We start from the raw sequence: 12862 nt of genomic DNA, 5'->3' as shown, positions 1-12862 counted from the left end.
GCCGGTCAGGGCCGGCGCTCAGCCGACGCCGCAGGTGCGCAGCAGGGCCCACAGCCGGGCCACGCCCTCGTCCAGCGCGTCCAGGAAGTCCTCGACCCGCTCGGCCGCGCCCTCGGCATACGACACGGAGAACTCCAGCCCGCCGTCGACGGCGACGTAGTAGACGCCCAGGCCACCCTCGCTCGTGGCGCAGAAGGCCGCCCGCACGATCCGGTCGACGTCGCCCAGCGAGGTGGTCGACAGGAAGTCCGTGGTCAGCCGGCGATAGGCCTCGTCGGTGAAGACCGGTGCCGCCCAGCCGTGCTGCTCGGCCATCAGCCGCAGGCCGAAGAGGTGCCGGTCGATCGCCTGGCCGCTCTTGCACCGCTTGACCAGCTCGCGGTGCGCGGCGAGGTGGTCCTCCAGCAGCTCGCGGGTGGCGCTGCCGTCGACCAGGGCGTGGGCGAGGGCGACGTTGGCGGCGGTGACGGGGCGCAGGCACTCGGTGCGCCCGCCGCGGTACTCGCGCATGTCCACCGACTCGTAGGTGCTGCGGATCCGCCCGTAGGCCGCGAGCTGGGCGTAGCAGATCACCGCCTGCAGGCACGCGTCGAGGCTGAGCCGCCAGGGCAGCTCGGGCAGCTCGGGGGTGGCCACGCGGCGGATGACGTGACGCTGGCGGCCGGCCTCCTCGGCATACGCCCGCATCGCGTCGACGAGGCGCGCCCGCTGGTCGCCGGTGAGCTGCCAGGCGATCTCCTCGGCGGCCGCCGGCTGGTCGTCCGGCCCGCCGTGGACCGGCGCGACCTGCTGGGCCCGACCGAGGATCGCGACGAGGGTGGACCCGTCGAGGGTCGAGTGCTCCAGGTGCATCCCGGTGAAGTCGTCGGCCAGGTCCACGTGGAAGGTGACCGGCTTGAAGGGATAGGCCAGGCCCGCCTCGAAGGAGATGCGGGTGAGGTGCTCCTCGAGCTCGCCGCCGCGGTCGTCCAGCCCGACGAGGAACAACAGCTCGCGCAGCCGGTCGTGGGTGCGGGCGTTGTGCTCGTCCCGGCGCAGCTCCACGAGCAGGTCGGCACCGTCGTCGCTGGACAGGTAGCCCGGCGCCGTGAAGCCCGGCTCCGCGGCTGCGTCGAGCTCGATGACGCGGGCCAGCGCCTGCCGGATGCTGCTGACCGAGAGCGGGTGCCCGGCCTGGTCACTCACGCGTATGGCGACGGCGCGGCCCCGCCACAGCACCCCCACCTCACGCTCCGCGGCGCCGCCGGACCCGGGCAGGAAGACGTCGAGCTCGTGCCGAGGGTCGCGGATGCCGCCCGCCACGTGGTCCCACTGCTGCTGGCACAGCTCCTCGCCGCGGACGCTCAGGTCGGCGCCGCCCTCCCCGCGCAGGTGCGCGAGATAGACCGTGGCGCAGCGGTGGACGAGCTCGGCGGCCCGGTCGAGCCCGGATCCCGCCGTCGGCACGACGATCTCGAAGCCGACGTTGCTGACGAGCGGGAGCGGGGTGCGGGTGCGGTGGTAGCCCTCGAGCCAGGCGTCCCACAGCCAGGAGCGGCCGGCGGCGTTCTGCTGCTCGGCGAGGTCCTCCAGCGCCTGCTGGCAGCGGGGTCCGTCACCGTCGGCGAACTCCGCCACGGCGCGGCGGGTCCGGTCGAGCTCGGCAGCGGTGAGCAGGGGGGCGGCGGTCTCGAGGTAGCGGTCGAGGGTCTGGCGCAGCGGGGGGACGGGCAGCGTCTTCATGGGGGCCTCCTGGCGGCCAGCCTAGGGGGCCGGGGGTCGGGCTGCCCGCCGGCGCCGGGGGGTCTGTCGACGGGCGCGCCGAGCCTGCGCGCTCGGGCCACGCGCTCGGGGAGAGCTCGCTCGTGGGAGGCGCAGCGCCGTCCGGCGGACTCGGCGCGTCGGGGGCTGGATTCCGGCGTCATCTCCCCCTATCGTCACTGTGAGTAGTTTTCCAGCCCAGGGGAGACCAGCATGACGAGGCATTCAGGTGGTCGGCGGCGCCGAACCGTCACGGTCGGTGCCATGACCGTGATCGGGGCACTCGTGGCCATGACGTCGGTGGGGTGCTCGGTCGAGCCGCGGGGCACCGCCGCCACGACGACCGGTGGCGGGCCCGGGCATGCCGCCACGAGCACCCCGAGCGCCGCGAGCCCCACGCCCACCGTCGACGTGGTCGCCCAGGCTCGCACGCAGGCCGCGCAGTACGACTACGACGCCGCCATACGCACGCTCGCCGCCGCCACGAGCCCGCAGGCCAAGGCCGAGCTCGCGCAGGTGCAGGCGCTGCGGGCCAAGGCCGTCCGCTGGCCCGACAACACCACCATCCCGCACCTCTTCTACCACTCGGCCGCGGTCGACCCGCGCCGCGCCTTCGCCGCCCCAGGCAGCGAGGCGGTCGGGTTCAGCCAGTACATGACCTCCGTCGGCGAGCTGCGCAAGCAGCTGGAGCAGATGCACGCGCGCGGCTGGGTCCTCGTCCACCCCCAGCGGATCGCCGCCCGTGGTGCCGACGGGATCATGCGGCCGCAGCCGATCCTGCTCCCGCCGGGCAAGAAGCCCTTCGTCCTGTCCCTGGACGACCTGTCGTACTACGAGTACATGGTCGGCAAGGGTTTCGCGAACGTCCTGGTGGCCGAGCCGGACGGCCGAGTCGTCAACACCTACACCGACGCCGCGGGCAGGACGGTCGAGGGGTCCTTCGACTGCCCGCCGATCATCGACGACTTCGTGCGTGACCACCCCGACTTCTCCTACCGCGGGGACAAGGGCTCGATCGCCATGACGGGCTACAACGGCGTCCTCGGCTATCGCACGAGCATCCGCACGTATGGCGACACGCCCGCGACCCGGGCCGCCCAGGCCCAGGCCAAGGTCGTGGCCGCCGCCATGAAGCGCAACGGCTGGCAGTTCGCCTCGCACTCCTGGGGTCACATCAACATGACCCGCAGCGACCTCGGTCGGATCAAGGCCGACGCCGGCCGGTGGGACACCGAGGTGCGCCCGATCCTCGGGGACACACCCCTGATGATCTATCCCTTCGGCGCCGACATCGGCGACGCCAGCCCCTACTCGCCGGGCAACCCGAAGTTCGAGTTCCTCCACGGCACCGAGAAGTTCGACTACTTCTTCGGCGTGGACGGGACGACGCCGCACTGGGTGCAGCTGTCGGGGCAGGTCTTCCGCCAGTCGCGCGCCAACGTCGACGGCATCAGCCTGCAGCGTGCCCTGGACGGCAGGCGCACCGCGATCACGCAGTTCTTCGACGCACGGCCGACCATGGACCCGGCCCGCCCCCTCCCCGTCCCGTCGGTGGGCGGCCCCAAGGCCGGCGGCTGACGCCGCTCGTCGAGTGGTTGCTGAGGTGTCCTCGGGCTCCCCGGAGTCAGCTGTGGTGGAGACCGGCCGGCAGGACGACGAGGCGGTCGCCATCGACGAGGCGGTCGACGCGCTCCTGGATCTGTCCATCGGCCCCGAGCCAGCAGGGGCAGTCGTCCCCGCCGTGCGGCGTGCAGACGAGCCTCATCGCACCGGATGGTGGTCGGAACGCTCCCCGGCCTGAGCCTGTCGGAGGCTCTACCAGAGCGCTGCCTGCGGCCACGGGGTCGCTCGTCGGTGCGAGCACGGGCGAGGCGGCTCAGGTGGACGTGGAGCCGTGGAGATGGGCCCTGATCGGGTCCGGTTCGTCGACGGCGGAGGCCCAGGCATCACGTTCCAGCGCAACGACCCTGGGGTCGTGACCCTCGTCGCCGACTGAGCAGCGGCCTAGCTGTACTGACCGGGGACGTTGGTTGAGCTGCTTGCGGCGTGAGCCCGCATGATCTGGGCGGCGAGGTCGTGGAACCGAGTGGCCGCTTCGGTCGGGGCCAGGATGCGGATGTGGTCGCCGAACTGGAGGAGCTGTCGCACCGATTCGACATCGGGGTAGTGGATGACGATTGGGGTCCAGTCGTCCTCGGTGGTGGTGATGTTGACCAGGCGTGTTCCGAGGATTCGCTGGGCCAGGTCCACACGGGTCGAGCGCAGCAGCGCGCGCACCTCGACACCGGGCTCCGGGTGGAAGCTGGCCAGCAGGTCCCGCCACACCGACCGTAGATCGCAGTCTGGTCGCAGTGCCGCGGTGTCCGTGAGGGGCGCACAGTGCTCGATGCGGCTGGTGTTGAACAGGCGGGGTTGCCCGTCAACGTCAGCCACGAGGTACCAAGAGCTGGCCTTGTTCACCAGCCCGTAGGGGTCCGCAGTGAGCCACTGCCCGATTGCCTCCCCGCTGCGTCGATATCGGAGGAGGATGCGTCGTCGTTCGCGCGCTGCAGTCAGCAGGACGGTCAGGTCGAGTTCCTGCCCGGTCGTGTACCACCCCGATGGGTCGATGAGGAGCACCTCGGACAAGGGCGAGGTGGTAGGAGCCTGCGCTCGCGTGGCGACGGCCGTCAGCTTCTCCCGAGCGCTGGTTTGAACTGCCTGCAGCCCGACGTGCTCGAAAAGGTTGGCGTCCAGTCCTGCGACGGTCAGTAACTGCAGCTCGGCAGGATCGAGACGCGCCACATCGAGACGGGATCGGCGGTCCAGCACAATCGCCCCGCCCCGGCCCTGCTCCGTATGGACCGGGACGCCAGCGGCCGACAGCGCCTCGACATCACGCAGGATCGTGCGCTGCGATACTTCGAACCGGCGGGCCAGCTCCTTGCTCGTCATCCGCTCGTGGGTCTGCAGGAGCAGGAGGATCGACAAGAGCCTCGAGGACTTCATGGCCCGATCCTCACAAAAAAACATGACAGCAGATGTCGTCTTTGACTGATCGGATGAAGCCACCCGATCCACCGATCCGAGGAGACATCCATGCCGACACCCAACCTGTTCCTGACCTACGTCAGCAGCGCCGAACGGTCCACCGCCTTCTACCGCGACCTGTTCGACATCGAACCCACCTTCACCAGCCCGCGCTACGTCGCCTTCGAGGTGGCACCCGGGGTGCTGTTCGCCATCTGGACCGGCGGCAACGAGAACACCACTCCTGAGACACCTCGCACGAGCGAGATCGGACTCATGGTCCCCGGTCCCGCCTCGGCCATCGACGCCGTCTACCAGGAGTGGACCGCCAAGGGCGTGCGCGTTGTCGAAGAACCTCATGACGACGTATTTGGCCGCACCTTCGTGATCGCCGACCCCGACGGCAACCTCATCCGAGTCAGCCCCATCGACTGACCCGACAAGAGGCCCCACGTGGCGGCGAGCACCAGCTCGCCGCCACGACCATGTCTGCACGAGGTTCCATGTCACACCCCAACGCCGCTCTCACACCCCGCCACCGCCTGATCGTCGGCCGTCTCGTCGTCGACGAAGGCTGGCCGATCAGCGAAGTCGCCGCCCGCTTCCAAGTCTCCTGGCCGACAGTGAAACGCTGGGCCGACCGCTACCGCGCGGGCGAGTCAATGCAGGACCGATCGTCGAGACCGCGCCGGTCTCCGAACAGGACAAGCCAACAGACCACCCGGCGCTGCATCCAACTCCGGCTTCGCCTCCGAGAGGGACCAGTTCAGTTGGCCTGCCGGCTCGGCATCGCTCCGTCGACCGTCCACCGCATCCTGGTCGACGTTCACCTGAACCGGCTCTCCCACGTTGACCGCGCGACTGGCGAACCGGTGCGCCGCTACGAGCACGACCATCCCGGCGCGATGCTCCGCGTCGACGTAAAGAAGCTCGGCAACATTCCCGACGGCGGCGGCTGGCGCTACGTCGGCCGGCGGCAAGGCGAGAAGAACAGAGCCGCCACGCCCGACAAGCCGAGAAACAAGTACCGGGACCCGCTGATGGGCAAGGCCTTCGTCCACACCGTCATCGACGACCACTCCCGCGTCGCGTACGCCGAGATCCATGACGACGAAACTGCCGTCACCGCCACCGCTGTACTCGTGCGCGCTGTTGAGTGGTTCAACGCCCGTGGAGTCACCGTCGAGCGGGTCCTCTCCGACAACGGCGGCGCCTACCGCTCACACCTATGGCGCGACACCTGCGCCGACTTGGGGATCACGCACAAGCGGACTCGCCCGTACCGCCCGCAGACCAACGGGAAGGTGGAGCGCTTCCACCGGACCATGGCCGACGGGTGGGCCTACGCCCGCTGCTACACCAGCGAGCAAGAACGACGAGACGCACTCCCCGGCTGGCTCCATGACTATAACCAGCATCGGCCCCACACCGCCTGCAGCAACCAGCCGCCCTTTTCACGCTTGATCAACGTCTCCGGTCAGTACACCTAGCGCCGACCGAGCACCGACCGGGCGTCGAGCTCAGCGGCGGCGCAACCGGCCCAGCGCCCGCCCCAGCACGCCGCGCGCGGGTGACTGCGGGCCGTCGCCCGGCAGCTCCTGGTCCCAGGTGACCCGCAGCTCTGCGCGCTGCCCGAACCTCTCCAGGTGCCCGCCCACCACGCGCGCGAATCCCGGGTCCTCCAGCCGGATCTCGAGGGCGCCCGGCGTCGGCGTGAGCAGCACCACGCCCCCGTCGGCCATCGTCAGCCGGGTCGACCCGTCCGGGTCCTGCGTCGCGGTGCAGCGGGCCGCCCAGTGGCTCGCGAGCTGCCGGGCATAGCGCTCGGGCCGCTCGGTCGGCATACGGCCGGTGATCATCTGGTCCCCCTCGGTCCGGTGGCCACACCGTATCCCGGCGCGACCCGTGCCTCGCCTCGCGCACGTAGGATCGCCCGGTGCTGCGCGTCGCGACCTTCAACGTCAACGGGATCCGGGCCACCCGGCGTCGCGGGTTCGACGACTGGCTGGCCCGCCGCGAGTGCGACGTCGTCGCCCTGCAGGAGGTCCGCTGCCCGGTGCCGCTGCTGCCGGACGGCGTCTTCGGTGACTACCACCTGACGTATGACGCCGGCCGGCTGGCCGGGCGCAACGGCGTCGCCGTGCTCACCCGCGAGGCGCCCGCGGCCGTCCGCTCCTGGGGCGCCGGCGCGGTCGTCCGCGCTCCCGGCGACGCCCACGTCGAGCTCCGCGAGGAGGCCGAGCGGGGGCCGCTGGCCCGCGAGCTCAAGGCCTTCGCCCACGAGGGCCGTTATCTGGAGGTCGATCTCGCGGACCAGCCGCTCACCGTGGCGTCGCTCTACCTGCCCAAGGGCGGGCTGCCCGCCCACCTGCAGGTGCCGGGCACGATGCGCGAGGAGCCCGACGGCGGCGCGAAGTACGAACGGAAGATGAGGTTCCTCAAGGGATTCGGCCGCCACCTGACCGCCGCGCGGCGGGCGGCCAAGGCGCAGGGCCGCGAGTTCCTCGTCATGGGCGACTTCAACATCGCGCACACCGAGCGGGACCTGAAGAACTGGCGCACCTCCACGAGGTCCGAGGGCTTCCTGCCCGAGGAGCGGCAATGGTTCGGGTCGATCCTGTCGCCGCGCTCGCTGGTCGACGTGGTGCGGCGGCTGCACCCGGACGAGCCGGGTCCCTACTCCTGGTGGAGCTGGATGGGCGGCGCCTTCGACCGGGACACCGGCTGGCGCATCGACTACCACCTGGCCTCGCCGAGGCTGGCCCGGACCGCGGTCACCGGGGGCACCGACCGGGAGCCCTCGGCCGAGGAGCGGCTGAGCGACCACGCCCCCGTCGTCGTGGACTACGACCTGACGAGGCTCTGAGCGCACCACGGCATCACCGCACCGCGGAGCGGACCGCCACGACCTGGTGGTGACGCGTTCAGACCGGTGACACCGGCGCGTCATACGGCAGGAGCAGGGTCGAGCCCGATCCCGACCCGCGCCCCGAGGAGCCCTCCGTGAAGTCCGCCCTGTCCCTCGCCACCGCCGTCGGCGCGGTGCTCGCCACCTCGCTGACCGCCACCTCGACGGCGGCGACCGCGCAGCCCACGGACCGGCAGGTCCCACAGGCGGCCCAGGCCGGCGCGCCCCACCGCCCCGCCCGACAGCCGATGAACGAGCAGGTGCTGTGGCAGGAGAGCTTCGACGGCCAGGCGAGCCCCACCGGCTTCACCCACCGGGCGCCGCGCGGCTGGACGATCGCGAGCAGCGGCTTCACCACCGGCGAGCAGCGCTGGGCCGGCTGGGCGTTCACCAACGTCCGCGACTGGACCTGGGCCGTGGGGACCGAGCGGCGGCACTGGTTCACCGGCGCCCACGACACCGTCGCCGTGGTGGAGAGCAAGCACCAGCGCCTGGCTCCGCGCGACCACCTGACCACCACCCTGACGTCCCCGCCCGTCCAGGTCGCCGGGCAGCGCGACCTCGCGCTGCGATTCGACTCCCACTACGCGCAGGGCAAGGCCCCCCAGAGCGCCTACGTGACGGTGAGCTTCGACGGCGGCGCCCCCCAGCGGCTGCTCACCCTGGACAAGGACCGGCTCAGCGCCCACGAGGACCTGACCGTCACGGTGCCCCGCGGCGCCGGCACCGCCCGCTTCAGCTGGACCTACGACCAGGGGCGCAACGACCTGTGGTGGGCCGTCGACAACGTCGCGCTGGTGCGGGCGCCCAAGCCGGTCCAGGGCGCGCCGGTCGCGACCTTCGACGTCCTCAGCGACATCCACGCCCCTCGCGGGAACGCGAAGTACGTCAAGGCGATCCGGCTGCTCACCGCCCAGCCCGACAAGGCCGGCGCGCTGCTGCTGAACGGCGACGTGGTCGACCTGGGCACGGCCGAGGACTACGCCTCCGCCACCCAGATGCTCAAGGCCACGCCGCACCCCTCCGGCACGGTCCTCATGGGCTCCGGCAACCACGAGCTCCTCGGCAAGGAGGACTTCGCGGCCTACCAGAAGCGCTTCCTGGCCCTGGCCGGCCGCTCCGTGCCGTGGGGCGAGGTCACCGTCAACGGCATCCCGGCGCTGTCCTTCTCGACGGAGTACTACAGCGACGTCGACCGCGAGGGCAAGGAGCCCTACGTCACCCTCGGCCGGCAGCAGCTCGCCTGGCTGGAGTCCCGCCTCGCGACCTACGCCCGGCGCGGCACCCCCGTCGTCCTGATGAACCACCACCCGCTGCCGCAGTCGGTGTCCTTCACCCACTCCGCCTGGTACGGCAACGACTTCGCCGACCTGGAGGTGCTCAACGCCGTCATCGCGAAGTACCCGAACGTGATCTACCTGTCCGGGCACACCCACGCCTGGCTCGGCCTGAACGACTGGTGGGGTCGCTACCGCGTCGACGGGTCCGGCAACCCGGACGGCTTCCCCGCGGTCAACACCGGCGCGGTCCTCAACGCCGGCGTCCCGGACGACGACCACGACGAGGCCACCCTGCCCGGCGAGCACACGACGGGCCTGCGGCTCAAGGTCTTCCGCGACCGGGTGCGGGTCGAGGCCTGGGACGTCGAGGCCGGGACCGTGATGAAGCACCAGGACTTCCCCGTCACGCAGGCCTTCGCCCAGGGCCGCTGAGTCCCCGGACCCCACCAGCAGGCAGGGGTATGCCGACCAGGCCCGACGCACCTTCGCGGCATACCCCTGCTCGTGTCCCGGACCTGCTGGACTGGACCTCATGAGCCCCAAGGCATCGCCCGCCGTCGAGATCGAGGTCGCCGGCCGCAGCGTCCGCGTCAGCAACCCCGACCGCGTCTACTTCCCCGAGATCGGCGCCACCAAGCGCGATCTCGTGGACTACTACCTCGCCGTGGGCGACGGGATCGTGCGCGCGCTGCGGGACCGGCCGTGCATGATGCACCGCTATCCCGACGGCCTGGCGGGGGAGAAGGTCCACCAGAAGGCCCTGCCCAAGGGGGCGCCGGACTGGGTCGAGACGGTGCCGGTCTGGTTCCCGCGGTTCCGGCGGACGGTCCACGAGCTCTGCGTCACCGACCTCGCCCACGTCGTGTGGGCGGTGCAGATGAGCACCGTCGAGCTGCACCCCTGGAACAGCCGCCGCGCCGACGTCGAGCGCCCCGACGAGTGGCGGATCGACCTGGACCCGATGCCGGAGGCGGGCTTCGACCGGGTGCGCGAGGTCGCGGCCGTGGTGCGCGAGCTGCTCGACGAGCTCTCGATCACGGGCTATCCCAAGACCTCCGGCGGCAACGGGCTGCACGTCTATGTCCGGGTGCGGCCGGACCACGACCACGCCGACGTGCGGCGGGCGGCCCTGGCCTTCGCCCGCGAGGTGGAGCGGCGCGCCCCGGACCTGGTGACCGCCACCTGGTGGCGCAAGGACCGGGACCCGCGGGCGGTCTTCGTCGACTACAACCAGAACGCCCGCGACCACACCATCGCCGCGGCCTACTCGGTGCGGGGGACCCCGCGCGCGACGGTGTCCTGCCCGATCGCCTGGGACGAGGTCGCCGACGTGGCGCCCGCGGAGCTCACCATCGCCACCGTGCCCGAGCGGTTCAGCCGTCTCGGGGACCTGCACGCCGGGATCGACGAGGTGCACCACGACCTCACCCCGCTGCTGGAGTGGGCGGAGCGCGACGAGCAGGGTGGTGCCGCCGACCCCGGTGCGGGACCCGAGCCCGGTGCGTGAGCGGAGGCGATCGCGCCGATCGAGGCCTACCCTGGGTGCGGGGGCCAGGACCATCCGTCAGATGATCTAGAGTTAATCCGGTTAATTCCTGTACCCATCCCCTCCGGCTGGACCGGACGGCCCGGAGGAGGTGCTGTCCTCGGTGGACTCCCCATCGCCCCGGGAGGATCGCTCCTCCCCGGCGTCCCACCCTGATCCCCGGCGCGAGCGAGACCTGTGGTGGCGCCAGCTGCGCCTCGTCGGCGTCGGGCTGCCCGCCCTGTTCATCGTGGTGCTGCAGGCCGCCCGTCCGCTGCTCTTCGACCGGCTGTGGCCCGAGCGCTCCGACCAGATCGTCAGCGGCCTGACCGCGGTCGCCGCGATCGCCTTCGGGCTGATGATGTTCACGCTCATCGACCAGCTGATCGAGGACGACCGCTACCGCTCCACCGTCGCCGAGCGCGACCGCATCGCCCGCGAGCTACACGACTCGCTCGCCCAGGTGCTCGGCGCCACCAACCTGCGCCTGCAGGCGCTCGCCTACCAGCCGGCCGTCCGCTCCGACCAGGCCCTCCAGGAGGAGCTGACCGACATCGCGGGCGGCTGCCAGGAGGCCTATCGCGACGTGCGCGAGGCGATCCTCGGGCTGCGGGAGGGCCCGCGCGGCCAGCACACCCTCCTCGAGGGCCTGCGGACGTATGCCGAGAAGTACACCCGCCAGTCCGGCATCCAGACCGACGTGGTGGTCCACCTCGACGGGGAGCCCACCCTCACGCCGCACCGCGAGGTCCAGGTGATCCGGATCATCCAGGAGGCGCTGACCAACGCCCGCAAGCACTCCGGCGCCCGCCACGCCCGCATCACGGTGAGCGAGGACGGCGACTGGACCCGCTTCCTCGTCGAGGACGACGGCCAGGGCTTCGTGCCCGAGTCGTCCCCTTGCGGTGAGGGATTCGGGCTGCACTCGATGCGCGAGCGGGCCGAGCTCGTCGGGGGCCACCTGGACGTCAGCTCCGGGCCCGGCCTGGGTACACGTGTCGTCGTCGAGGTGCCGCGTGGTGCCCGGGGCACCCGGCTGCAGGCGATGATGTCCGGATGACGACCCCTGCGCCCGAGGCCGCCGCTCCCGTCCGGGTGCTGCTCGTCGACGACACCGCGCTGTTCCGCCGCGCCATCGCCACCCTGGTCGACCAGCAGCCCGACCTCACCGTCGTCGGTCAGGCGGACGACGGGCTGCGGGGCGTCGAGCTCGCCCGCGAGCTGCTGCCCGACGTGGTGCTGATGGACATGGAGATGCCGGTCATGACGGGCCTGGAGGCCGCCGGCCTCATCCTCGACCAGCTCCCCACGGTCAAGGTGGTCATGCTGACCGTCTGCGACGACGACGAGCGGCTGCTCGGGGCGATCCGGATGGGCGTGCACGGCTACCTGCTCAAGGACCTCCACCCCGAGGACCTGTTCTCCATGCTGCGGGCCGCGGCGCGCGACGAGACCCCGGTGTCCCCGCAGCTGGTGGGTCGCCTGCTGGCCGAGCTGCGCGGTGGTTCTCGGCATACGACCGCCGCTCCCTCCCGGCAGGAGGAGCAGCCGCACCTGTCCGCCCGGGAGATGGAGATCCTGCGGCACGTGGCGGCCGGCCTGTCCAACCGCGAGATCGCCCGCACCCTGGTCATCACCGAGGGCACGGTCAAGAACCACGTGCACAACGCCCTGCACAGCTGGGGCTGGAGTCCCGGGTCCAGGCGGCGGCCTACATGGTCCGTTCGGGGTATGCCGCGCCCCGACCCGATTGACGCCGGACCGGCGCGGGGATACAGCGGCGACCGTGCGGGGTGTACCCCGGATCTACCCATCGACGGATGGTCCCGGTCGTGCTCCTGGGCGCAGCATGAGTGCGATGGATCAGTCGACCGGGCCGGTCCGCGTGCCCGAAGGACGGTGATGAGCGTGGCCGACACGGACGGCTCGCGCCTCGGGTGGCTCCGGTCGCCCCAGGGTCTGTTCTCCGTCTTCCTCGCCCTGGGCATCGGCACGCTCTTCGGCGTCGTCCTGTTCACCTTCGGCTACGCCAACGGCGCGTCGTACTTCTCGGCGGACCCCAAGGCCTGCGTGAACTGCCACGTCATGAACACCGAGTACAACGCCTGGACCAAGTCGAGCCACGGCAAGGTGGCGACCTGCAACGACTGCCACACCCCGCACGACCTGGTCGGCAAGTACCTCACGAAGGCCGAGCACGGGTGGAACCACTCGGTCGCCTTCACCACCGGGAACTTCCCGCAGAACATCCAGATCAAGAGCCGCAGCCTGGCCACGGTCGAGGAGAACTGCCTGCGCTGCCACCAGCAGCTCGTGTCCGGGATCGAGCACACCAAGCCAGTCGGCCAAAGAATCTCCTGCGTGCAGTGTCACGCCGACGTCGGGCACCGAAGGGGCTGA

12 protein-coding genes are annotated in these 12862 nt (G+C 71.3%); 8 read left to right on the top strand and 4 right to left on the bottom strand.

Annotation, left to right across the window (positions count from 1 at the left end):
* Window positions 1–18: 18 nt before the first annotated feature.
* Entirely contained in the window at window positions 19–1722 is a 1704-nt protein-coding gene (locus tag ACK2IS_RS15175) for a choline/carnitine O-acyltransferase (protein WP_409484125.1), read from the bottom strand.
* Window positions 1723–2004: 282 nt separating this feature from the next.
* Here ACK2IS_RS15175 and ACK2IS_RS15170 point away from each other — a divergent pair, with 282 nt between their 5' ends.
* Complete coding sequence (locus ACK2IS_RS15170; protein ID WP_409484124.1) at window positions 2005–3318, top strand: polysaccharide deacetylase family protein; 1314 nt, start codon at window positions 2005–2007, stop codon at window positions 3316–3318.
* A 46-nt stretch (window positions 3319–3364) separates the two neighbouring features.
* Here the strand turns inward: ACK2IS_RS15170 and ACK2IS_RS15165 are convergent, their stop codons facing one another.
* Both ACK2IS_RS15165 and ACK2IS_RS15160 read right to left on the bottom strand, forming a co-directional pair.
* Window positions 3365–3505, bottom strand: coding sequence for a hypothetical protein (locus tag ACK2IS_RS15165; RefSeq protein ID WP_409484123.1), 141 nt, complete (start codon window positions 3503–3505; stop codon window positions 3365–3367).
* A 239-nt stretch (window positions 3506–3744) separates the two neighbouring features.
* Entirely contained in the window at window positions 3745–4728 is a 984-nt protein-coding gene (locus ACK2IS_RS15160) for a helix-turn-helix transcriptional regulator (RefSeq protein ID WP_409484122.1), read from the bottom strand.
* A 90-nt stretch (window positions 4729–4818) separates the two neighbouring features.
* Here ACK2IS_RS15160 and ACK2IS_RS15155 point away from each other — a divergent pair, with 90 nt between their 5' ends.
* Both ACK2IS_RS15155 and ACK2IS_RS15150 read left to right on the top strand, forming a co-directional pair.
* Window positions 4819–5184, top strand: a complete 366-nt coding sequence (locus ACK2IS_RS15155; RefSeq protein WP_409484121.1) for a VOC family protein — start codon at window positions 4819–4821, stop codon at window positions 5182–5184.
* 68 nt (window positions 5185–5252) lie between these two features.
* On the top strand, window positions 5253–6239 hold the full coding sequence (locus ACK2IS_RS15150; protein WP_409484120.1) for an IS481 family transposase: 987 nt from the start codon (window positions 5253–5255) through the stop codon (window positions 6237–6239).
* Between the two features lie 30 nt (window positions 6240–6269).
* Here ACK2IS_RS15150 and ACK2IS_RS15145 read toward each other — a convergent pair whose 3' ends face one another.
* Window positions 6270–6608: a DUF2218 domain-containing protein gene (locus ACK2IS_RS15145; protein WP_409484119.1), complete on the bottom strand. Its 339-nt coding sequence runs from the start codon at window positions 6606–6608 to the stop codon at window positions 6270–6272.
* Window positions 6609–6685: 77 nt separating this feature from the next.
* Here ACK2IS_RS15145 and ACK2IS_RS15140 point away from each other — a divergent pair, with 77 nt between their 5' ends.
* The 5 genes from ACK2IS_RS15140 (at window position 6686) to nrfH (ending at window position 12862) form a co-directional block, all read left to right on the top strand.
* Window positions 6686–7615: an exodeoxyribonuclease III gene (locus ACK2IS_RS15140; RefSeq protein ID WP_409484118.1), complete on the top strand. Its 930-nt coding sequence runs from the start codon at window positions 6686–6688 to the stop codon at window positions 7613–7615.
* A gap of 137 nt (window positions 7616–7752) precedes the next feature.
* On the top strand, window positions 7753–9369 hold the full coding sequence (locus ACK2IS_RS15135; protein WP_409484117.1) for a metallophosphoesterase family protein: 1617 nt from the start codon (window positions 7753–7755) through the stop codon (window positions 9367–9369).
* Window positions 9370–9469: 100 nt separating this feature from the next.
* Window positions 9470–10444, top strand: coding sequence for a non-homologous end-joining DNA ligase (gene ligD / locus ACK2IS_RS15130; RefSeq protein ID WP_409484116.1), 975 nt, complete (start codon window positions 9470–9472; stop codon window positions 10442–10444).
* A gap of 142 nt (window positions 10445–10586) precedes the next feature.
* Window positions 10587–11522: a sensor histidine kinase gene (locus ACK2IS_RS15125; protein ID WP_409484115.1), complete on the top strand. Its 936-nt coding sequence runs from the start codon at window positions 10587–10589 to the stop codon at window positions 11520–11522.
* Complete coding sequence (gene nrfH / locus ACK2IS_RS15120; protein WP_409484114.1) at window positions 11519–12862, top strand: cytochrome c nitrite reductase small subunit; 1344 nt, start codon at window positions 11519–11521, stop codon at window positions 12860–12862. The genes ACK2IS_RS15125 and nrfH overlap by 4 nt, the downstream gene beginning before the upstream one ends.

Source organism: Arsenicicoccus dermatophilus (genome assembly GCF_046267915.1).
Classification (GTDB): domain Bacteria; phylum Actinomycetota; class Actinomycetes; order Actinomycetales; family Dermatophilaceae; genus Arsenicicoccus; species Arsenicicoccus dermatophilus_A.
The sequence above is the reverse complement of the archived record's forward strand: the minus strand, read 5'-3'. Positions and strand labels throughout refer to the sequence as shown.

Excerpts from the sequence above, each read along its gene's own strand:
- ACK2IS_RS15150 (WP_409484120.1), top strand. The coding sequence starts at position 5,253 with ATGTCACACCCCAACGCCGCTCTCACACCCCGCCACCGCCTGATCGTC.
- ACK2IS_RS15175 (WP_409484125.1), bottom strand. The coding sequence starts at position 1,722 with ATGAAGACGCTGCCCGTCCCCCCGCTGCGCCAGACCCTCGACCGCTAC.
- ACK2IS_RS15145 (WP_409484119.1), bottom strand. The coding sequence starts at position 6,608 with ATGATCACCGGCCGTATGCCGACCGAGCGGCCCGAGCGCTATGCCCGG.
- ACK2IS_RS15160 (WP_409484122.1), bottom strand. The coding sequence starts at position 4,728 with ATGAAGTCCTCGAGGCTCTTGTCGATCCTCCTGCTCCTGCAGACCCAC.
- ACK2IS_RS15155 (WP_409484121.1), top strand. The coding sequence starts at position 4,819 with ATGCCGACACCCAACCTGTTCCTGACCTACGTCAGCAGCGCCGAACGG.
- ACK2IS_RS15165 (WP_409484123.1), bottom strand. The coding sequence starts at position 3,505 with ATGAGGCTCGTCTGCACGCCGCACGGCGGGGACGACTGCCCCTGCTGG.
- ligD (WP_409484116.1), top strand. The coding sequence starts at position 9,470 with ATGAGCCCCAAGGCATCGCCCGCCGTCGAGATCGAGGTCGCCGGCCGC.
- nrfH (WP_409484114.1), top strand. The coding sequence starts at position 11,519 with ATGACGACCCCTGCGCCCGAGGCCGCCGCTCCCGTCCGGGTGCTGCTC.
- ACK2IS_RS15170 (WP_409484124.1), top strand. The coding sequence starts at position 2,005 with ATGACCGTGATCGGGGCACTCGTGGCCATGACGTCGGTGGGGTGCTCG.